Below are 21,503 nucleotides of genomic sequence, written 5' to 3' on the forward strand. Positions count from 1 at the left end.
ACATTCATTCCTACTTGTCTTTGGGCGTGAATGTCGGTTCTTATATTACATAGGTACCATATTCATTGTGAATTTTCATGCAAGATAGCTCGCTCCTACTTCCATTTGCTTTCATATTTTCGGCGGCCATCATTGCTGCCATTGTCGGCCAAACGAATTTACTCAAAGCTGGCAACGGCCGTTTCTCCCTAACCTCGCTTGCCTGGCTACTGGCCGCTGCCCCTTTTGCCTCATTTGTGCTGCTGCTGCAAAAAATCAGCATCGTAAATGGGGGCGAAAAGCTCAAAGCGAGTCTCGCCTGGCTGCCCAGCCTCAACATCAGCTTTAGCTTTTACCTGGATGGGTTGAGCTTACTGTTTGCCCTACTCGTCACAGGCATCGGCACGCTCATTATCATCTACGCCGGATATTATTTTCAGAAGGAGCCGTCTGCCTGGCGATTTTTGAGCTACCTCTTCCTCTTCATGGGGGCTATGCTCGGCTTGGTCATGGCTGGCGACATCATCGTTTTATTCCTCTTTTGGGAAGGCACCAGCATCACTTCATTTTTGCTCGTTGCGTATAAGTATAAGTACCCTGAAGCACGCCAAGGTGCCTTCAAGGCACTTTTCATCACGGGTGGCGGCGGGATTGCCCTGCTGTTTGGGCTGCTGGTTGTGGCTAGCGTAAGCGGGCAAACTAGCCTGCCTGCTATTTTGGCCAGCGGTGACATTCTGCGTGAAAGTAACTTGTATCCGTTGATGCTAGGATTGTTAGCGTTAGCGGCCGTTACCAAAAGTGCCCAATGGCCGTTCCACATCTGGCTGCCTCGCGCCATGAGTGCCCCCACCCCGGCCAGTGCCTATCTGCACTCCGCCACGATGGTGAAAGCAGGCATTTACCTGATGGCACGGATGAACCCGGTTTTGGGCGAAACAGAGCTGTGGTTCTGGCTGTTCAGCCTTATTGGCCTCGTAACCATGGTGCTAGGCGCATACCTGGGGCTTAAGCAAAATGATTTGAAGGCACTCCTGGCCTACTCCACCATTAGCCAGCTTGGTGTGTTGATGATGCTCATCGGGCAGGATACCGATATTGCTTTCAAGGCGTTGGTGGTGGGCGTGCTGGCGCACGCGCTGTACAAGAGTGCTTTGTTTCTGGTGGCAGGCACAGTGGATCATGAAAGCGGTACGCGGGATTTGCGACTGCTGGGGGGCTTACGGGCCAAGATGCCGATAACGGCCGTTCTGGCCGTCGTCGCTGGGTTATCAATGGCCGGGCTGCCGCCGATGTTTGGTTTTTTGGCCAAGGAGACATTGCTGGCAACGGCCGTTCATCCATCGCTGCCGACCATATTCAGTTGGGTGTTGGCGGCTGGCTCGGTAGCGGCTGGCTCGCTTCTGCTGGCACAGTCTGGCCTGTTGGTAATTGGCACCTTTTGGGGCAAGCCGGGTGAAGCTGTGCGTAAAGCGCATGAGGCACCCAAGCTCATGTTGCTAGCCCCGGCAATTCCGGCTGTACTTTCACTTGCCATTGGCTTGCTACCGGAACCAGAAATTTTGGCCACCCTGTTGGCCAAGGCAGCGGGTGCCGCCTTCGGTGGTGAGGTGAAGGTATCGCTGGCTTTGTGGACAGGATTAAACGTGCCGCTGCTGCTTTCCGCAATTGCCATTTCATTGGGCGCAGGGATTTTTTACTTTAGACACGCCATCCGGCAGTGGCAAGACAGTTTTGCGCCGCAGCTGGATTTGAACAGGGGGTTTGCCGCCACGCTGCGCAGCATTGATTGGTTGGCAAACCAGGTGACACGCTTGCAAAACGGCCGTCTTCGCCTCTATCTTGCCGCCATTATTTTGGGTATGGTGGGGTTGGTATTGCTGTTTACGCAGGGTCAATTTAGCCAGCTGCTGCTAACGGTACAAGACGACGTCCAGTTTAGCTGGACCGGTAGCCAGGACTTTTTGCGCCTGGTGGCAATCTTGGTGGCGGTGGGCGCAGCCATTGCCAGCGTGCTGCTCAAACGAGATTTTGCCGCCATCGTAGCCTTGGGGGCGTCTGGCCTAAGCATAGCTGTGCTGATGGTGTTGGAACCAGCCCCAGACGTAGCGCTGGTGCAAGTGGTGGTGGACATTTTGTCTGTGGTCATCTTGGTCCTAGCTCTACGCCTGCTGCCACGCAAACAGCGACACAATGCAGTCGCGCTCAATGTTCAGGGCGGGAATTTGGGCAAAATCCGCGACATTTTTATTGCAGCCTCCAGCGGACTTGTGGTTACCGTTATCACGCTGTTTGCCCTCACCAGCCGTGAGCGGGAAAGTGTAGTTACACCATTCTTCATGGAAAATGCCAAACCGCTGACCGCAGCTAAAGATGTTGTGGGGGCAATTATCGTTGATTTCCGCGCTCTGGATACGATGATCGAAATTGCGGTATTCAGCATGGCTGGGCTGGGGATGTTTACGCTGCTGCGCCAGGCAACAAAGATTGTGGGGGAAAAGGTGGGAGAGGAACGGCCGTTATCGAGCAATCTCCCCTCGTTTGGCATTTTTGGCCTACGCACCTCCGTATTTGTACAAGCACTGGCTCGCATCTCGCTGCCGTTAGCCATCGTCGTGGGTGCTACCCACATGATGTACGGGCATGATCAGCCCGGTGACGGGTTTACGGCTGGGGTCATCATCAGCTTGGCGATCGCGTTTGCCTACGTCGTATTTGGCTATGCCGAAACCAGAGAACGGTACAAATGGCTCAGCACACCATTGATTGCCTCTGGCATCTTTTTGCTGCTGCTTGCGGGCGGTTCTGGCTGGTTGCTTAACGGCACCTTTTTATCCACGGTCGATTATGGTGCGTTGTTAAATTTGCCTTTGCCGACGGGCTTTAATCTCAGCAGCTCGTTTTTATTTGAGGTCGCCATCTGCCTGAGCGTTTTGGGCAGCGTCTTCTTCATGCTCAACACGCTAGGCCACCCCGAAGGCTTGGCACAAACACCAGAGAATAGTCGCTAGGAGACAGTTGATGGAACTTTTAACTGCATTGGCAATTGGCTTACTGTTTGCCGTGGGCATTTACCAAATGCTGCGGCGAAACGTCATTCGCTCGGCCATTGGCCTGATTATTTTATCGAGCGCAATTAACCTATTTTTGCTTAGCACCGGCGCGTTTTTAGGCACAGACCCTGCTTACGACGGCGCAGCCAATCCCAGTGACGGATTGCCCCAAGCACTCATTCTGACTGCCATCGTCATTAGCATGGGTGGTTTGGCTTTTGTGCTGTCGCTGCTGGCGGTCATTTCAGCGCGGTATGAGACGAGCAACATGGATGAAATTGAAAGGTTAAAGCGATGAATCATCTTGTTTTATTGCCGATTTTGATTCCGTTTTTCGGGGCAGTGGTTGCCTTGTTTTTAATGCGTGCCCCCCGTTGGCAAGGGATATGGACGCTGGGAGTGTTGGGTACGGCCGTTTTCAGCAGCAGCTACCTTTTGTGGACCGTCCAGCAAACAGGTGAACCCGTCGTGTTTTACGGCGGCGGCTGGATAGCTCCGTTTGGCATCGCCATTGTGGGAGATTTACTTGGCGGATTGATGGCGTTGATGAGCCAGGTGGTGCTGCTGCTGGGTACCGTCTATGCGTTGGGCGCAAAAGATAAAAATGTACACTACCCGGGCTTCTACCCGCTATTCCTCATGTTAACGACCGGTTTGACGGGCAGCTTCCTGACGGGCGATCTATTCAATCTATTTGTCTTTGTGGAGCTACTAGTCATCTCTGGCACGGTGCTAACGGCTATCTCCGACGACAAATTTGGCCCAGAGGCAGCGTACAAATATTTTTACATTAGCTTGCTGGCGGCAACCTTTCTCTTGCTGGCCAATGGCACACTATACGTCTCTTACGGCACGCTCAATTTGGCCGATTTGGCTGAACGCATTGCCCAAAATCCAGATGCCCCCTTGTTAACCACCAGCATCGCGCTACTGATGGCAACCTTCATGATCAAGAGCGCGGTCTTTCCCTTCCACTTTTGGCAGCCAGATTTCCACACGGCCGCACCAACGGCCGTTTCTGCCATGCTTTCATCGGTGGTGGTGAAGCTGGGCATTTATGGCTTTTTGCGAATGACCACCCTGCTTTTTGTAGAGCAGGCGACACTCATCCAAACGCTGCTAATTATTTTGGGCGTCATTGGCATCTTTTTTGGCGGACTCTCAGCTATTGGCACGCACAACGTCAAGCGGATGCTCGCCTACTCCACGCTGGCACAAATTGGCTTCATTTTAGTGGGCATTGGCTGGGGAACGCCGCTCTCGGTTGCGGCTGCATTGGTGTTTACCGTCAATCACAGCCTCATCAAAGCAGCGATGCTGATGCTGGCGGGCTTTGTTGCCAGCCGCGCCTCGGTGAAGTCGGCGGCGTTTGCCGTGGTGACGGGGCTGGGCAAGCAGTTGCCACTGGCTGGCTTGCTCTTTTTTGTAGGGGCTTTGGCGTTAGCTGGTATTCCGCCCACCAACGGGTTCATTAGCAAGATGCTGCTCTTCAACAGCGGCGTAGAGGCGACGCAAATCGTCGTTCTCAGTCTGATGGCCATAGGTAGCTTGGCAACGCTCATTTACACCATGCGCGCCTTCCAGCGGATTTGGTGGGAGCCGCAGTTGGATACGGCCGTTACCCTTAAACCGGCTGGCGACAAGCTCATCGCCCCGGCATTGCTCATTGGCTTGGTGATTGTCCTGGGATTTTGGGCAGAACCGCTCATCCAGCTTACAGACGCCACCACGCTGTGGCTGGCGCAACCGGACTTGTACATTACGGCCGTTTTAAGCGGTGGCTAGTTTTAGCCATTAGTTTGTTAGTGGTTAGTTTGTTAGTCGCTACGAGCCTGTCCCAGCCACCAGCAACTAACCACCAACCACAAAAATTTGGAGTAACCATGCACTATCTAACTTTTATGATTCCTGTCTGGCTGCTGTACATGCTGCTAACGGGCAATTGGGCAATCAACAACATCATTACGGGACTAGTATTGGCGGGGTTGGTGGCCTTGCTGGTGCGACCGGTGAAACGGCCGTTTACCTGGCACCGCCTACCCGACGCCCTGCTGGCCAGTGGCATCTATCTGCTGCGGCTGCTATGGGATTTGTTATTGAGCGGTTTGCAAGTCGCCCGCATCGTGCTCACACCCTCCCTGCCCATCAAACCCGGTATCGTGGCCATTCCCTCAGAATGTGAATCAGATTTGGGCGTGGCTCTGAGTGCCCATGCCATCACCCTGACGCCGGGGGAAATGGTCGTTGAAATTGATGATGAAGGCATCATGTACACCCACATGCTGGATGCCAGCAACCCGGATGAGCACGTAGAGGCAGCTCAGAGAACCCGGCGGGATTTATTAAGCCGAATTTTTGTTTAATCTCCCCCTCCCTACCCCTCCCCCGAAAGGAGAGGGAACAGCTCCCTCTCCCCGTGGGAGAGGGCTGGGGAGAGGGGAAAGCACAGGAGTAAGAATTATGGAACAACTGTTACAAACCGTTTTGCAAGGCGCACTCTTTATCCATACTGTCCTGTTGCTGTTTGTGGTTTACAAAGTGTGGCGCGGCAAAGAAATTATGGAGCGACTGGTTGGGGCAGATATTGTGGCCACGCTCACCATCGGCATCCTCATCTTGACCGCGCTCATCCAATCTAACGGCATTTACGTTGATGTCGCCCTTGGTCTGGCTGCACTCGGCTTCGTCAGCACCATCGCTTTGGCTAAATACGCGGCCGACGAGCAGATGTTTTAGGAGAGGTTATGGAAACGTTGACGCAAATTGGGATCATTACGGCCGTATTCATTGGCACTGCATTCTCTATTACCGGCGTGCTGGGCTACTTCCGCCTGCCCGACGTCTACACTAAACTTCACGCCTCCGGCAAAGTTGGCGTCTTTGGCGTGGTGCTGCTGCTCGTCGCCACCATCATCGCCTCACTTAATAATTTTAGTGCCGGACGCGGACTCATTTTAATTTTACTTCTACTTATTACAGGGCCAGTCACCTCCCACGCCATCAGCTCCGCAGCATATCGCCTGGGCATTCGTGTGGAACAAGCCGTTCGTGACGACCTGGCCGAAAAATCTAACTAACCTGGAGGGAAAACCGTCTTGGAAACGTTACTCGACATTATCATCATTATCGTTTGCATTGCTGCCCTGTGGCAAGGTGCCGAGCTTGTCGTAAATTCAGCCACGCGCATTGCTCGCAAAATCGGCATGTCTGATCTGGTTATCGGGCTAACCGTCGTCGCCATTGGCACCTCTGCACCGGAATTTGCCGTGACCGTCGTTGCCGCCCTGGAAGGTCAATCTGATATTTCTGTTGGTAACGTGGTGGGATCAAACATTTTCAACCTGGGTTTCATTCTCGGTGGATTGGCATTGCTAAAAGGCATTGCCACCACCAAAACAATGGTTTATCGTGATGGCGGGATGCTCATCGGCACCACCATCTTGCTCATTATCTTCTTGTATGATTTGTCTCTCAGCCGCATTGAAAGTGCCGTCTTGCTCATCATCTTGGTTGCCTATGTTGGTTTTCTCATCTACCGACGTGCTGAAAGCGAAGAGCATATTCCCGAAGGTGAATTTAATTGGCTGGACATTCCCAAATTCATTGTGGGTATCGCCATCATCGTGACAGCGGGCCATTTTTTTGTAGAAGCTGCCTCAGATTTAGCACGGCTCATTGGCCTCTCGGAATGGGTGATTGGCGTCACCATTGTGGCCATTGGCACCTCGGCTCCAGAAATTGCCACGTCGTTGGTGGCGTTGTTGCGCGGGCAATCCGGCATGTCGGCAGGAAATCTGGTTGGTAGCGACCTATTCAATTTGTTAGGCGTACTCGGCTTGGCGGGCATTCTGAACCCGATGGTGGTCAATCCAGCGGCGCAAAGCAGCATTTTTCTGTTGGGCGGCATGGTTTTACTCGTTGTTATTATGATGCGTTCAGGCTGGCGCTTGTCCCGCTGGGAAGGGGGTGTTCTCATTCTCATAACCTTGGGGCGCTGGATTTTGGACTTTACACGATGACATTTTTCTTGTAACTTAACCTGCAACCAAGATGACCTTCGACCATATTTTAGTATTGGGCATCCTGACCATCGCAGTCGGTCTCTTCATTAGTGACCGGCTGCGTGTTGATCTGGTTGCCCTTTTGGTTCTTCTGGCCCTGATCCTTACGGGGTTATTGACGCCAGAAGCTGCCTTTGCCGGGTTTGCCAGTCCGGCGGTCATCACCGTTTGGGCTGTTTTTATTATTAGCGGGGCAATGTTCCAAAGCGGTGTGGCCGATTTGCTGGCGCAGCAAATGTTGCGCCTGGCCGGGGATAGCCCGACTCGTCTACTCATTGTCATCATGGTTACGGCAGGCATCATGTCTGCCTTCATGAACAATATCGGAGCCGTTGCCATTTTACTACCCGCGGTGGTTGCTATTGGGCGCAGCCAACATATTGCCCCCTCTAAACTACTTATGCCCCTGGCTTTTGCCGCGCTTTTGGGGGGCAACATGACGCTTATTGGCACGCCACCCAATATTTTGGCGGCGACCATCCTGGAAGATTATGGCGGTGTAGAACCGTTCCAATTTTTTGACTTTTTGCCAATGGGCATCATTGTGCTTGTGGCTGGCATCTTGTACATGCTGCTGTTTGGGCGACATTTGTTACCAGAGCGGCAAAGCGGTGATGAATTGGTAGATGCATATCCGGTGCGGGAGTATGTGACAGAAGTGCGTGTCAGCGAAGCCTCTTCATTAATAGGCCAAACCGTTAAACAATCTCGCTTTGGTGAACAGTTTGATTTAAACATTTTGCGGGTGCGTCATGAAGATGATCGGATGGATTCACCCATTACCGATCGGCTTTTGGGTGCCGGAGATGTTCTGCTGATTGAAGGGCCGTTGAGTAATATTTTGAAAGTTAGCCGCACACATGGTTTGCAGTTGGCGCAAGAGTGGGAGTCACAAGGGTGGCACCCAAGTGTGGAAACGGAGGGGATGGACCTCATCGAGCTCACATTGGCACCATACTCTGAAATGACTGGGTTAACTTTGAAGGAAATGGGGTTTCGGGCGCGTTTTGGGCTTTCGGTGCTGGCCATTCGGCACAATGGGAAGTCTATCACGGACCATTTGGGCGATGTGCCAATTGATTTTGGGGATGCGCTGCTGGTTCAAGGTGCGCCCAACAAATTTGGCCTCTTGCGAACAAATCCTGATTTTCTGGTTTTGGATACACCCCAATTAGAACTGAGGCGCACGGATAAAGCGGCCGTTTCCCTCGTTATCCTCTTTGCGGTGCTGCTCACGGCTACGTTTGGCTGGCTGAGTATCACTACCACCATGGTGCTGGGTGCGGTGTTGATGATCCTAGCGGGCGTTTTGACAATGGACGAAGCGTACCGGGCCATCGATTGGCAATCTGTTTTTCTCATTGCAGGCATGCTGCCGTTGGGCATTGCTATGGAAGAAACTGGCACAGCTCGCCTACTGGCAGACCAACTCGTAAACATAGTTGGTGGCTTAGGGCCAGTTGCGGTACTGGCAGGAGTATTTTTATTGACCGCATTATTAACCGAAGTGATTTCCAATGCAGCAGCGGCCGTTCTCATGGTACCGATTGCAATTGACGCTGGTTTCGGCCTGGGGGTTGCGCCGGAACCGTTTGTGATGGCAACGGTTTTGGCAGCGTCCACCTCCTTTTTAATGCCTGTGGGGCATCAGGTAAACGTGATTATTTACGGCCCCGGCGGCTACCGTTTCTCTGATTACGCGCGTGTCGGCATTTGGCTCAATTTAATCATCCTGGGGCTGGTGTTGACGGTGTTGCCGTTGTTCTGGCCGTTTTAGTTGAATAGTTGGCCAATCCAACTAAAAACCCCTAACAAGTTGGCAGCGGAGACGGCAACAACGGCGATGAGCAGCCACCGCACAAAATTGGCTCCGCGCTCAACGGCCATGCGGGCCGCAGCCCAGGCACCCAGCGAGTTACCCACAGCTAGCAACAGTCCAATACCCCAATCCACCTGATCATTTAACACAAAAATAATGAGGGCAGAGATGGTAAATGCCAGCACTATCAGCACCTTCACGGCATTGGCCCGCACCAGATCGTAGCCAATGCTCAGTACCAGCCCGGCTAGCAAGAAAATGCCAACCCCGGCCTGTAAAAAACCGCCGTACATGCCGATGAAAAAAAATATGATGAGCTGGATGAGAGACGGCCGTTTCCCCATCTTCTCCAATTCGCCCTGCAACCACCGCTTGGGGCGCAGCAAAATGACAACCAGCATCACAACCATCAGCACGCCAATCGCCTGCCGCATCCGCGCTTCATCCAGATCAACCGCAATTTGCGCTCCGATAACCGAGCCAACGATAGCCGGCGCAGACAAAATTAGCCCGCCGCGCACGTCCAGCATTTTTTGCCGCTGAAAGCTACTCACAGAAACAATGTTTTGAAACAGAACGCCCACTCGGTTAGTGCCGTTTGCCACCGTGGCCGGAATACCTAGAAAGATGAGCAGGGGCAGGGTGATAAGTGAGCCACTGCCTGCCAGCGTGTTAATAAATCCTGCACCAAACCCGGCGGCCAGCACCGCCAGATAGATATACCATGCCATGAGTTAACTCCTAATTATTCAACGCAGAGGCGCGGAGGCGCAGAGAAATAAGGCAAGATGCGCGTTCGTGTCCTGCAAAATTTGTTCGGGGATGGATTATAAACGCTCTGGGAATTGTGGCGATGGATTGGGATGGCGGGATTCGTACATTTGGGTTAATCATGATAAAAATCACGCTGAATGAAGCATAATGTCAGGAGGTCAGGCATGTACGATTTGGTGATTAAGGGAGGAACAGTGGTAACGGCCGTTTCCACATTCCCAGCAGACATCGGCATCAACGGTGAAACGATTGCCGCCATCGGGCAAAATCTGGACGGCAAGCAACAGCTTGATGCTACCAACAAGCTCGTCACCCCTGGCGCAGTTGACATGCATGTGCATCTGCAAATGCCGATTGGCAGCTTCACCTCCACCGACGGCTTTTACAGCGGCACCCGCGCCGCCGCCTTCGGCGGAACCACCACCATTGTTGACTTTGTAGAAACCCAGCCCAACGAAACGATGGTCGAAGCGATTGCCGCCCGCCGCGCCCTGGCGGATCCCAACGTGGTGATTGATTACGGTCTGCACATGACGATTACCCCCAGCGACATCGCCAAGCTGGAACAAATTCCTGAAGCGTTTGCCGCAGGCTGCACCAGCTTTAAGCTGTACATGGCCTACGGACACCGTTTGCAGGATGATAAGTTGTTGAGAGCATTAACGGCCGTTCGCAACGCCAGCGGCATCCCGGTAGTTCATGCAGAAAATTGGGATGTGATTACCGAGCTGATCCAGCAAAATTTGGCCGCCGGACATACCAACCCCCATTGGCATCCGCGCAGCCGCCCCGCCCTGCTAGAAGCTGAAGCGACTGGGCGAGTCATCGACATTGCCAGCTTTGTCGGTGTGCCGCTGCATATCTTCCACGTTTCCTGCGGCGAGGCGGTGGCCCGCATTGCCCAGGCGCGGCGGCAAGGGTTGCCCGTCACGGGAGAGACCTGCCCGCAATACCTCTTCCTCACCTGGGATGTGTACGACGCACCGGGCGTGGACGGCACGCTGCCCGTCTGTTCGCCGCCCATCCGCGACCGCGCCGCCCAAACTGCGCTGTGGCAGGCGCTCAGCCGCAACGAGCTGCAAATTGTCACCACCGATCATTGCCCATTCACCTATGAAGAGAAAGCGACCGGGCTGGACAATTACAGCCAGATTCCCGGCGGCGTGCCCTCGATCGAGATGCGCTTTGCTGCGCTTTACTCGCAGGGAATGCGCCAGGGCTGGCTCAGCCTGCCGCAATGGGTGGCGCAATGCTGCACCAATCCGGCCAAACTGATGGGTTTGGCTAAAAAAGGGGAAATCACGGTAGGGTACGATGCTGATTTGGTAATTTTTGATCCAGCGGCTAGTCGCACTTTATCGCCCGATTCGCTACACGAAGCAGCGGATTGGACACCTTACGATGGTTTAGAGCTTCAAGGCTGGCCGCAAACAACTATATGCCGGGGCAAAATTGTGGTGCAGGATGGGGAATTTGTGGGGGGGAAGGGGAACGGTCGTTTCGTCCACCGCACCCAGGCAAATCTCTAAGCTGGCCACTGCCACGTGCGCAACTGCCACTCCCGCCCCTCGGCAATGACAGCTCCGGCGTAGCCATTAGCTGGCTCCAGATTTTCCAATCGCCAGCGAGCAGCGGCTTCCCGGCTGCCTTTTACTTGCAGCAGGTCGGCTGGCTCACCTGGCTTCAAGGTCACGTCGAATGAATCGAGTGGGCAGGACAGCCCTTCGCCAATGACTTTGATGAAGGCCTCTTTGCGCGTCCAGCAGTTAAAGAACGCCTGGGGTTTTTGTTCGGGGGGAACGGCCGTAAACACCGCCACCTCATTTTCGGAGAAAAATCGCTCCGCAATTTGTTCGCCATCGTCTAACGGCCGTACCTGCTCAATATCCACCCCCACTTCCCGATTGCGGGAAAACGCCAGCAGTGCCACCCCCTGCGCATGGGATATGTTGAAACGCACGCCAGAGGTTGCCTGTTCAGCCGCCAGTTCCGGCTTACCATGTTCGCCGTAAGCAAAGGCAATGAGGTGTGCCGGAAGTTGCAAGTAGTTACCTAAAAGTTGCCTCAGCAAACCCCGCGCCACAATATAATGCTCCCGGTCATGATCAAAATAGAAGCGATTGGCGCGAGCGCGCTCATCCTCGGACAAATGCTGCCAAAATTGGTTTAGCTGGGTCTGGGATCGATTTAGTGAGGCCACCCACACGTGAAGTTCATCGGCGGGCAAGGTGGGATTGGCTGGCGATGGTGGCCAGGCTGAGAGAAACGGGATCATGCAAACGGTTCCAGATATTTTTTGAGTTTGGCAGCAACCTGATCAATGAACGGCCGTTTCAAAATGCCTAGATGGGTTGATTCAACCTTGTGCATAATCAGATTCTCTGTGGGCAAACCTGACCAACCGAGCGTTTCATCCCCCCCATTTTCCAACGTTGAGAAAAATAGCACCACTTCTCCTGGATACCGTTTGGGATGATATTGTCGCGTTGCTGGTTCAGAAATAACGTTCATAAAATAAAAGTCAGACAACTGAGAAGGCACTTTCTGTTGCCAATTCACATATTTATGCACCAGCTTGCTCCGAATTTTGCGCCAATCTCGCAACCAAGCGCGGTAAAAAAGATACCAGTAGGCAATCAGTCGGTTTTTGCCACTGTTCAAAATGTACCCCAGCCGCGCCAGCCTGCCAAGCTGCGCCATATTTTCTTTATGGCGACTCAAACGTGCCTCCAATTCTTCTGGTGGCGGCGGTGGGTGCAATGTTGGTTTGTTGGTCGGCGTGCTGGGATCAATAAAAACCAACAAGCCCACTTCATCTCCCGCCCGCTTAAGCTGCTGGGCCATCTCATAAACGACAATGCCACCAAAACAGAAACCGCTCAGCAAATATGGTCCTGTCGGCTGCACCATCTTGATTTCGCGGATGTAATGCGCTGCCATTTCCTCAACAGATTGGTATATCGCTTGGTCGGTGATTGGGTCTGTTTTGGGCTGAATGCCGTAAAACGGCCGTTCCGTCCCTAAAAGTTGCGCCAAATCGTGGTAATGGAACACATGCCCTGCCCCGCCATGTACACAAAATAACGGCGTCTTGCTGCCGAGCGGCTGTATTGGCACCAGCGATGACCAGCGGGGTGACTCCTCTCCTTCGCGAATTGTGGCGGCCAACTGGCGAATGGTTGGGGCTTTAAAAAGCAAGGAAACGGGTAGCCTCAGCTTGAGCCGTTTTTCTATGGCCGAGAATAAGGTTACTGCCTGAAGCGAATGGCCGCCAATCTCAAAATAGTTGGCCTTGGTGCTAATGCTGGGCAATTTTAGAACCTCTTGCCAAATTTGCACCAGCTGCGACTCTAGCGCGTCCTGTGGGGCCATAAAAGCGTCATCCCACAAGACGGTTTGATGCGCTGGCACGGGCAACGCTTTGCGATCAATTTTGCCATTGGGCGTTTGCGGAAATTGATCTAGCGTGATGAAAACAGCGGGCATCATATAAGCAGGTAATGATTGATTGAGGAACGGCCGTAAATCAGCCAACGCGCTCGCATCCCCAACGACATACGCCATTAGCTGCGACCCGTCCTCGGTTTGTTGCGGCAGTACCAGCACATCCCGCACTGCCTGATGCTGCCGAATAGCCGCTTCGACTTCGTCAATCTCTATGCGAAAACCGCGAATCTTTACCTGATGATCAATCCGCCCCAGATAATCAATACGGCCGTCTGGCAAATATCGCCCCAAATCCCCCGTTTTGTACATCTTATTGCCGCCGCTGCTAAATGGGTTGGCGATGAACTTTTCTGCTGTGAGATCGGGCCGGTTCAGGTAGCCGCGCGCCAGGCCTAGGCCCGCGATATGAATCTCTCCTGCAACGCCGACCGGCACGGGTTGAAGCTGCGAATTGAGCAGGTAGATTTGATAATTGGGCAATGGTCGTCCTAGCAATGGTTGCGGATCGTCTGGGTCTAGAACGGCCGTAATCGCCCCGACCGTCCCTTCCGTAGGCCCATACCCATTAATAAACCTGCAGTTCACCGACCATTTGGCCACCACCTCTGCTGAACACGCCTCTCCAGCGGAAACAATGGTGCGCAACGCTGGGAAATCGTCTGGGTTGAGCAAAGCCAATGCCGAGGGAGGCAGCGTTACGACGCTGATGGCCTGATGCTGCATCAGGTCTACAAAAGATGGCCCCATCAACAACGCTTCTTTGTCGGCCAGCACCAGCGTTGCGCCATTTTGCAACGCCTCCACAATTTCAGCTACAGAAGCATCAAAACTGAAAGAGGCAAACTGTAGCACCCGGCTTTGCGGCGAGACAGCCAGGCGGTGCTGCAACGCGTGTGCCAAATTCACTACGCCTCGGTGCGTTACGCCCACACCTTTGGGCCGGCCTGTAGAGCCAGATGTGTAAATAATGTAAGCTAGATTGTCTGTCGTCAGAGCCGTCGTCGGGTTGCTAGTTGGTTGTTGGGCAATCTGTTCTGCCCAATCCTGCTCTAAGCAAACGACGGCCGTTTCCTGCCCCGTTGGCAATTTTTCACGCAATTCGGTCGTTGTTAGCACCAGTGCCAGATTGGCGTCTCTCATCATATAATCCAGCCGCTCAGCCGGGTATGCCGGGTCTAGCGGCACATAGGCTCCACCCGCCTTTTGCACCGCCAACATCCCAATGATCATCTCAAAGGATCGATTGATAAAAATGCCTACCCGGCTTTCTGGCCCAACACCCCATCCCTGTAAGGCGTGGGCAAGCTGATTTGCCTTGCTATTTAAGGTGGCATAGCTCATCTGCTGCTGGCCATAAAGTAAGGCGATGGCATCTGGGGTTTGCGCTGCCCACTGTGCCACATGCTCATGGAAAAAGCGGGCTTCTGGCAGCGGTACGGCCGTCTCGTTCCAATCTACCACCATTTTTTGCCATTCCAGTGGGGTAAGCATCACAATTTCGCCTACGGGGCGAGCGGGGTGTGCCAACATGCCAGTAAGCAGCGTTTGCCAATGACGCAACATGCGCTGAATTGTTTCTGGAGCAAACAGGTCACTGTTGTAATTCAGCGTGCATTGAAGCTGTGTGTCCTCTCGGCTTACGGCCAGTGTCAGATCAAATTGCGCTATGCCGTTGTCTAACGCCATTGGCATCACGGTAAGATTGGGCAACGGCCGTTCGCTCCATCCCGCATCCCTGTAGGTAAACATCACCTGGAAAATTGGATCGTAGCTCAGATTTCGCTCCGGCTGGAGTAGCTCTACCAGCTTCTCAAATGGTACATCGGCATGGTCGTAAGCGGCCGTTGCCGTCCGGCGCACCTGGGCCAAAAGCTGCCGGAACGTTTGCCAACCATCTACCTGACTGCGCAGCACCAATGTGTTCACAAAAAAGCCAACCAAACCCGCCAACTCCGGCTGCGGCCGATTGCCAATTGGTGTACCCACTAAAATATCTTCCTGAGCAGTATAACGGTGCAACAACACCTGAAAGGCAGCTAGCAGCAGCATGAATGGCGTCGTGTCTGTTTGCTGACAAAGCGTTTGCACCTGTTGGGTAATTTCCGGTGATAGCAGAATAGTTTCATTGGCTCCATGATGCGTTTTGACGGCCGGACGCGGCTTATCGATGGGCAGTTGCAATAGCGGCAAATCCCCTGCCAACTGATTTTGCCAATAATCCAACTGGGCTTGCAGCGTCTCGCCAGCAAGCCACTCTCGCTGCCAGACGGCGTAATCGGCGTATTGGATTGGCAAGTCAGGCAGTTCTGGCCGACGCTGCTGCACAAACGCCTCATACAAGGTTGCCAACTCATCCACCACCACATCAACTGACCAACCATCCACAATGATATGATGGAAAACGATGAGCAATACGTGCTCGGTCTGGCTACATTGCAGCAAATGGAAGCGGAGCAGCGGCCCTTTTGCTAAATCAAACGGCCGTTGCATGGCCGTTTTTAGCAGTTCTTCTGGTGAGTCTACGGTTGCCTGTATTGTCTCCAACGTGACGGGCCATTCTTTGTGAACAATTTGTTGCGGGGTGCCAGAAACGGCCGTAAATGTGGTGCGTAAATTTTCATGTCGCTGCACCAATGTCTGGCACGCGCGCGTCAGGGATACTCGATCCAGCTTGCCGGTGAACCGAAGTGCCAACGGCGTGTTGAATAGTGCCGTCCCTGGCGATAAGGTCTCTAAGAAATACAGTCGCTGCTGGGCAAAGGAGAGAGGCACAGGCACACCCAAATCGGCACGGGGAGTAATATTAGGGATAGATACGCTATCTTCTATCCCCTCATCAGCTAACAGCAGATCGAGAAGTGCCAACTTGTCTTCCGACAAGTCAAACAAATTATTTAATTGATCAGTCATGAATTACTAACGTTTTTGGCTCAACAATTTAGCCGCTTCTGCGTCGGATAGCTGGGATAATTGGATGAGCAGCTGAGCCACCTTTTCCACGCGAGCGCGCTGGTTAGGCGACTGTAGAACAACATTGGTTAATTTTGCAACGGTTGGGGCATCAAACAATGCCCTCAGCGGCAGTTCAATACGCAAGTTCTGGCGTAGCCGCGTGACCAGTTGGGTGGCCAGCAGTGAGTGTCCACCCAACTCAAAAAAGTTGTCGTGGACGCCCAGGCGTGGCATATTCAAAGTTTCGGCCATAAAGGTTGCGATAATTGTTTCAACATCGGTACGAGGCGCAACGTAATTGACTGCGGCAACGGCCGTTGGCGTAGGCAATGCCTTGCGATCAATCTTGCCATTAGGCGTAAGCGGAAACGCATCCAGCAGCATAAATACTGTGGGAACCATATATGCTGGCAGATGCTGGCTGAGTTGTTGCCGCAGCTCAGAGACAGACAGGCTTTGGCCCACCACATAGGCAACCAGTTGTGCCCCGGTTCCCGCATCCTCACTGGCGAGAACAAGGGCATCCTGAACGGCCGTTTCCTGCCGCAAAGCCGCCTCAATTTCACCCAGCTCAATACGGTAGCCACGAATCTTCACCTGGTGATCCAACCGCCCCAAAAACTCAAGATTGCCATCTGGCAGGTAACGAACGAGATCGCCAGTTCGGTACATTTTTGAGGGGGTGGCACTGTTTTCAATCCCCTTGTCCCTTTGTCCCCTTGCCATCTTGTCAAAGGGATTTGTAACAAACCGTTCCGCCGTTAGCTTTGGCCGATTCAGGTAGCCACGCGCCACGCCAATGCCGCCAATCGCCAGTTCGCCCGGCGTGCCAACAGGCACAGGCTGGAGGTCTTTATTCAGCACAAATAGCTGCGTGTTATCGATGGGACGGCCGATGTGAACCCGGGTATCAGCTGGGGTAAGAACGGCCGTTGTGGCACACACGGTTGCCTCTGTAGGGCCATACCCATTCACAAACCGGCGTCCGGGCGACCAACGGGCCACGACCTCCGCCGAACATGCTTCCCCGGCAGCGACCACCATTTGTAGGCTGGGAAAGTCGTCTGGATTCAAAATAGCGAGGGCAGAGGGTGCCAAAGTAACGGCCGTTACGTTCTGTTCTCTTACCAAATTCACCAAATCCGGGCCGGGTAGCAATGCGTCGGCATCTGCCAACACCAATGTCGCTCCTGCCGTCAGCGTCACAAACATTTCGGAGACGGAGGCATCAAAGCCAAAGGCGGCAAATTGCAACACCCGGCTCTCTACGCCGATGCCAAACGCTTTGTGCTGCGCCTGGGCCATGTTGGGTACACCCCGATGGGTGACGACTACCCCTTTTGGCCGTCCGGTAGAGCCAGAGGTGTAAATGATGTAAGCGGCGTTGTCGGCTGTCACCCAGCTGGTAGGATTCTGCTGGCCGTGTTCGGCGATTTGCGGCCAATCTGCGTCCAAATTGAGGAGATTGTGGTTTGGAGATTGGAGATTGGCTGACAGTTGGCTGTGGGTGATAAGTGTGTGTGGTTGGGCATCTTCCAGCATGAACTGGATGCGTTCGGCAGGATAGTTTGGGTCAAGGGGCAAATATGCGCCACCCGCCTTGAGGACGGCCAGAGCGGCAATGACCATCTCTGGCGACCGATCGAAGTAAACAGCCAAAATGCTTTCTGGCCCAATGCCGTTAGCCTGCAAATAGTGCGCCAGTTGATTGGCTTTGGCGTTGAGCTGCGTATAGGTAAGCGGCTGATTTTGGTAGGTAACGGCCGTTCGATCTCCCATCTTCTCGGCAACGTCTTCTACCCATTGGTGAACGAGTTGGTGAGGAACGGCCGTTTCCGTTGCGTTCCAATCCACCAACAAAGTTTTTTGCTCCTGTTGGCTCAGGGGAGAGAAGGCCTGATGAGAGGCATCTGGTGCAGCGGCCATTGCTGCCAGGGTGTGCGACAAATAGCCTGCCAACCGTTCAATCTGCGGCGCACCAAATTCTGCCGGATTGTATTCTAGCCGCAGTTCCAATGAGCCGTCTTTGCCGTGAAGCTCGGCCTGCACCGCCAGAGCAAAGTTGGTGTGGCCAAAAAATTCTTCGTCTACGATTTTGATCTGCCCGGCCTTCTCTAATTCATCAAACACGTGGAAATGCAAGAAGTTAAATGGCACCTCAAACAATGGCTGGCCACCATGCAACTGCTGGATTTCAGTGAGTGGGAAGCTGCGATGAGGCAGTAGGTTTTTCTCAGTAGCAAATGTTTGCCGGACAAGTTCTAGCCAGCTACCCGCTTCAATTTTCTGGCGAAAAGGAACCGTGTTCAGGAACAGGCCAAGGGCTCGTTCACCGCCAACTTGTTCAGGACGGCCGTTCATCACCAAGCCACTCATCACATCTGTTTCGCCAGTTACAAAGCCCAGCACTTTTAGGTGCGCTGCGAGCAACACAGTTTTTAGAGGAACCCCTGCCCGCTGAGCCACGCTCATGAGTTGAGTTACCGCTTCGGCAGGCACGGTTGTTTGGTAAACGGCCGTTTCTGGCAGCGGCTCATCCATATCTGGCAAGGGCAAGCGAGGCATTGTGCTGACACTACTTTCAACCAATGTCTCCTGCCAAAACGCCTGCGCTTCTTCCGAAGTGAGGATAGCCTGCTCAGCCGCTACAAATCTCTGGTAAGGTACGCTTGGCTCCGGCAAGATTGGTTGCCCATCCAGCAAAGTGCCATACGTCTGGAACAGCTCAGTCACCAATGTGGCCTCGCTCCAGCCATCTAAAATGGCATGGTGGCCCGTCATGATCATCTGAAATTCAGCATCTGTGCGCTGCAAAAAATCAAAACGGAGTAATGGCGGCTGCGTCCAGTTAAATTTTTCACCAATGTTTTGCTGGACACATCGCGCAATTTCGGCCTTTTGAGCAGCCTCATCTAGCCTGCTTAAATCGTGCAACATGACGGGAATTTCTGTCTCGGGCCAGACGATCTGCAGCGGTCCACTGTAGCTCGTCAGGTCAAAGCTACTGCGCAAAATGGTGTGCCGTCGGGCTAACTGTTGTACGGCCGTTGCCAACAAGGCACCATCAAAAGTGCCTGCCAGTTGCCAGCTTGTCACATTATGGAAGACGGCCGTGTCCGCCTCTAATTCGGTATGAAACAACATGCCAGCCTGTAATTTACTTAGGGGATAGGCGTCTTCCACCTCAGGCGGCAACTTGGCGCGGTCAGCCGTGCTGATTAGGCAGAATGGGTCTGGCTGCGTCGTCTCCGCGTTTGCTTCAGCAGCTGTCAGCAGCGTGATTTGGTTAGACAGTTGGGCAATTGTTTGCAAATCAAACAGCTGTTCGACTGAAAAATTCAACCCGGCCTGTTTGGCCTGTGACAAAATCTGAACCGAACGAATCGAGTCACCGCCCAGTTCAAAGTAGTTGTCATCAATGCCAACGCGGGGCACGTTAAGTACACGGCCCCAGATATTGGCTAACGTTTCTTCGTTTGGTGTGCGCGGCGGCGTATACGGCCGTTCCAAATCAACCCGCGCCTCATCTGGTTCTGGCAAAGCATGCCGGTCAATCTTGCCGTTGGTGGTTAGGGGGAAGGCATCCAGCATCACAAAGACGGCAGGAATCATGTAGACAGGTAGCTTTGGCTGCAAATAATGGCGCAGCTCTGTAACCGTAAGCGGCTGCGCGGGATCAAGCACCAGGTAGGCAACCAGCCGTTTTTCTCCGGCTGCATCCTCGCGCGCCTGCACAAGCACCTGGCGAACGGCCGTATGGCTACCCAAAGCCGCCTCAATTTCGCCCAGCTCAATGCGGAAGCCGCGAATCTTTACCTGATGGTCAATCCGCCCCAAATATTCAATATCCCCATCCGGCAGCCAACGCGCCAAATCGCCAGTTCGGTAAACTTTGGCTTTTAATTGACCATCGGTCAACTGATTTCCAATTACTGGCCACTGATGACTGATCACCGACAGTGGTAAAAATCGCTCCGCCGTCAGCTCTGGTCGATTCAAATAACCGGCAGCCACGCCCGCGCCGCCCACATAAATCTCACCAGGCACCCCAATAGGCACGGGCTGCTGCTGTGCATCCAAAATAAAAAGCTGCAAATCGGGGATGGGCCGCCCAATGACGCTGCCGGGAGCTTGGGCCACATCATTGCTGAAAATGGGCCGATAGGTCACATGCACGGTCGTCTCGGTAATACCGTACATGTTGATGAGCTGCGGTTTTTGGTCGCCGTGCCGGTTGAACCAGGGTTGAAGTGTGTTTAACTCCAGTGCCTCCCCACCAAAAATGACGTAGCGCAAGGCCAACTCACTGCTTACTTCACCATGCTCATAAAGCTCTGCCTCTGCCTGAATGAGCTGTCGAAAAGCAGAAGGGGTTTGGTTAAGCACCGTGACGCCTTCGCTCGAAAGCAGGCGGTAAAAATCATGTGGCGATCGGCTGGTTAGGTAAGGTACAACAACCAACTTGCCACCATAAAGCAACGCGCCCCAAATTTCCCACACCGAAAAGTCGAAGGCATAAGAATGGAACAATGTCCACACATCGTTTTGGTTAAAGTGGTACCAGTCGTCGGTGGCCTGCATGAGGCGCGTCACGTTGGCATGTGTCACCAACACGCCTTTGGGCTTGCCTGTAGAACCAGATGTGTAAATGACGTAGGCACGGTTGGACGGCCGTACCGCACTCATCGGGTTTGTGGAAGGGTTAGCACCAATCGTTGGCCAATCCTTGTCCAGATTGACGATATTTGCGACTGTGGCTGGTAGATTTATTGCAAAATTGCTGGTAGTAAGGCAGACAACTGGCTGGGCATCTGCCAACATAAATGCCAAGCGATCTTCTGGATAAACGGTGTCCATAGGCAAATATGCCCCACCGGCTTTAAGCACCCCCAAAATGGCAACGATCATCTCTAGAGAGCGGTCCAGATAAAGTGCTACTAAATCGTCTGGCTGCACGCCTCTTGCCTGCAAAAAGTGGGCCAGCTGGTTTGCTTTGGCATTGAGTTCTGCATACGTCAGCCATGCCTCACCAAATTTAACGGCGATGGCTTCTGGACGTTGCGCAACTTGCTGCTCAAAACCCTGATGAATACACGAAACCCGCTCAAAATGCGTCTCCCAATCGTTCCACTCAAAAATGAGTTGCCGGGTTTCTGCTTCGGTGATGAGGGCGTTTTTTGTGATTTCAGTATTCATTTAGGTAAGCCCCCCGAAAAATTATAGAGAGGCGTGCTGACGTATGCTGAGAGGTCTCATGTCTGTCCAAACCTGGTTGATGTAAGCCAGACAAGCCTCCTTAGACCCTACCTGCCCTACGGCACGCCATCCGTTGGGGATGGTTTGCCCAGCGGGCCAAATTGAATATTGTTCCTCATGGTTGATCACTACTGTAAAAAGATAATTCGCTTGCTTGTCCATGAA

The 21,503-nt window shown here is 53.3% G+C and carries 14 protein-coding genes; 9 read left to right on the top strand and 5 right to left on the bottom strand.

The genetic code is table 11. From position 1 onward, the window contains the following. The first annotated feature begins 77 nt into the window (after positions 1–77). The 8 genes from mbhE (at position 78) to ACOQPU_RS28200 (ending at position 8,867) form a co-directional block, all read left to right on the top strand. Positions 78–2,987 (top strand): hydrogen gas-evolving membrane-bound hydrogenase subunit E, encoded by a 2,910-nt coding sequence (gene mbhE / locus ACOQPU_RS28165; protein ID WP_420643151.1) that lies wholly within the window; start codon positions 78–80, stop codon positions 2,985–2,987. Between the two features lie 10 nt (positions 2,988–2,997). Then, complete coding sequence (locus ACOQPU_RS28170; protein ID WP_420643152.1) at positions 2,998–3,327, top strand: sodium:proton antiporter; 330 nt, start codon at positions 2,998–3,000, stop codon at positions 3,325–3,327. Beyond that, a complete protein-coding gene (locus ACOQPU_RS28175; protein ID WP_420643153.1) occupies positions 3,324–4,814 on the top strand; it encodes a complex I subunit 5 family protein in 1,491 nt (496 codons plus the stop codon). The genes ACOQPU_RS28170 and ACOQPU_RS28175 overlap by 4 nt, the downstream gene beginning before the upstream one ends. A 98-nt stretch (positions 4,815–4,912) precedes the next feature. Next, positions 4,913–5,392 (top strand): Na+/H+ antiporter subunit E, encoded by a 480-nt coding sequence (locus ACOQPU_RS28180; protein ID WP_420643154.1) that lies wholly within the window; start codon positions 4,913–4,915, stop codon positions 5,390–5,392. 97 nt (positions 5,393–5,489) lie between these two features. After that, positions 5,490–5,765: a monovalent cation/H+ antiporter complex subunit F gene (locus ACOQPU_RS28185; protein WP_420643155.1), complete on the top strand. Its 276-nt coding sequence runs from the start codon at positions 5,490–5,492 to the stop codon at positions 5,763–5,765. An 8-nt stretch (positions 5,766–5,773) separates the two neighbouring features. Then, positions 5,774–6,106 (top strand): monovalent cation/H(+) antiporter subunit G, encoded by a 333-nt coding sequence (gene mnhG / locus ACOQPU_RS28190; RefSeq protein WP_420643156.1) that lies wholly within the window; start codon positions 5,774–5,776, stop codon positions 6,104–6,106. Between the two features lie 18 nt (positions 6,107–6,124). Then, positions 6,125–7,048, top strand: a complete 924-nt coding sequence (locus ACOQPU_RS28195) for a calcium/sodium antiporter (protein WP_420643157.1) — start codon at positions 6,125–6,127, stop codon at positions 7,046–7,048. 31 nt (positions 7,049–7,079) lie between these two features. Next, the gene (locus ACOQPU_RS28200; protein ID WP_420643158.1) at positions 7,080–8,867 is read left to right on the top strand and encodes an SLC13 family permease; all 1,788 of its coding nucleotides are present in this window, start codon (positions 7,080–7,082) and stop codon (positions 8,865–8,867) included. On the opposite strand, the gene ACOQPU_RS28205 is transcribed toward ACOQPU_RS28200, so the two are convergent. Then, complete coding sequence (locus tag ACOQPU_RS28205) at positions 8,864–9,640, bottom strand: sulfite exporter TauE/SafE family protein (protein ID WP_420643159.1); 777 nt, start codon at positions 9,638–9,640, stop codon at positions 8,864–8,866. The two genes, ACOQPU_RS28200 and ACOQPU_RS28205, sit on opposite strands and share 4 nt — an antisense overlap. A gap of 207 nt (positions 9,641–9,847) precedes the next feature. On the opposite strand from ACOQPU_RS28205, the gene hydA reads away from it, so the two are divergent. Beyond that, positions 9,848–11,212 carry a dihydropyrimidinase gene (gene hydA, locus ACOQPU_RS28210; protein WP_420643160.1) on the top strand — a complete coding sequence of 455 codons (1,365 nt, stop codon included), beginning with the start codon at positions 9,848–9,850 and terminating at the stop codon, positions 11,210–11,212. Here hydA and ACOQPU_RS28215 read toward each other — a convergent pair. From ACOQPU_RS28215 to ACOQPU_RS28230, 4 genes are read right to left on the bottom strand one after another with little or no spacing between them, the layout of a single operon-like run. Further along, positions 11,209–11,958 (bottom strand): 4'-phosphopantetheinyl transferase family protein, encoded by a 750-nt coding sequence (locus ACOQPU_RS28215; RefSeq protein WP_420643161.1) that lies wholly within the window; start codon positions 11,956–11,958, stop codon positions 11,209–11,211. The two genes, hydA and ACOQPU_RS28215, sit on opposite strands and share 4 nt — an antisense overlap. Then, positions 11,955–16,040: a non-ribosomal peptide synthetase gene (locus ACOQPU_RS28220; RefSeq protein ID WP_420643162.1), complete on the bottom strand. Its 4,086-nt coding sequence runs from the start codon at positions 16,038–16,040 to the stop codon at positions 11,955–11,957. Before ACOQPU_RS28220 ends, ACOQPU_RS28215 begins: the two co-directional genes overlap by 4 nt. A 6-nt stretch (positions 16,041–16,046) precedes the next feature. Then, a complete protein-coding gene (locus tag ACOQPU_RS28225; protein WP_420643163.1) occupies positions 16,047–21,278 on the bottom strand; it encodes an amino acid adenylation domain-containing protein in 5,232 nt (1,743 codons plus the stop codon). Between the two features lie 21 nt (positions 21,279–21,299). After that, positions 21,300–21,500 carry an MbtH family protein gene (locus ACOQPU_RS28230; RefSeq protein ID WP_420643164.1) on the bottom strand — a complete coding sequence of 67 codons (201 nt, stop codon included), beginning with the start codon at positions 21,498–21,500 and terminating at the stop codon, positions 21,300–21,302. Positions 21,501–21,503 lie beyond the last annotated feature (3 nt).

The sequence above is a fragment of the Candidatus Leptofilum sp. genome (genome assembly GCF_965223285.1).
Taxonomy (GTDB): domain Bacteria; phylum Chloroflexota; class Anaerolineae; order Promineifilales; family Promineifilaceae; genus Leptofilum.

Bases quoted from the DNA above. Each gene is read 5' to 3' on its own strand.
- mbhE (WP_420643151.1), top strand. From the start codon at position 78: ATGCAAGATAGCTCGCTCCTACTTCCATTTGCTTTCATATTTTCGGCG.
- ACOQPU_RS28170 (WP_420643152.1), top strand. From the start codon at position 2,998: ATGGAACTTTTAACTGCATTGGCAATTGGCTTACTGTTTGCCGTGGGC.
- ACOQPU_RS28175 (WP_420643153.1), top strand. From the start codon at position 3,324: ATGAATCATCTTGTTTTATTGCCGATTTTGATTCCGTTTTTCGGGGCA.
- ACOQPU_RS28180 (WP_420643154.1), top strand. From the start codon at position 4,913: ATGCACTATCTAACTTTTATGATTCCTGTCTGGCTGCTGTACATGCTG.
- ACOQPU_RS28185 (WP_420643155.1), top strand. From the start codon at position 5,490: ATGGAACAACTGTTACAAACCGTTTTGCAAGGCGCACTCTTTATCCAT.
- mnhG (WP_420643156.1), top strand. From the start codon at position 5,774: ATGGAAACGTTGACGCAAATTGGGATCATTACGGCCGTATTCATTGGC.
- ACOQPU_RS28200 (WP_420643158.1), top strand. From the start codon at position 7,080: ATGACCTTCGACCATATTTTAGTATTGGGCATCCTGACCATCGCAGTC.
- ACOQPU_RS28205 (WP_420643159.1), bottom strand. From the start codon at position 9,640: ATGGCATGGTATATCTATCTGGCGGTGCTGGCCGCCGGGTTTGGTGCA.
- hydA (WP_420643160.1), top strand. From the start codon at position 9,848: ATGTACGATTTGGTGATTAAGGGAGGAACAGTGGTAACGGCCGTTTCC.
- ACOQPU_RS28215 (WP_420643161.1), bottom strand. From the start codon at position 11,958: ATGATCCCGTTTCTCTCAGCCTGGCCACCATCGCCAGCCAATCCCACC.
- ACOQPU_RS28220 (WP_420643162.1), bottom strand. From the start codon at position 16,040: ATGACTGATCAATTAAATAATTTGTTTGACTTGTCGGAAGACAAGTTG.
- ACOQPU_RS28225 (WP_420643163.1), bottom strand. From the start codon at position 21,278: ATGAATACTGAAATCACAAAAAACGCCCTCATCACCGAAGCAGAAACC.
- ACOQPU_RS28230 (WP_420643164.1), bottom strand. From the start codon at position 21,500: ATGGACAAGCAAGCGAATTATCTTTTTACAGTAGTGATCAACCATGAG.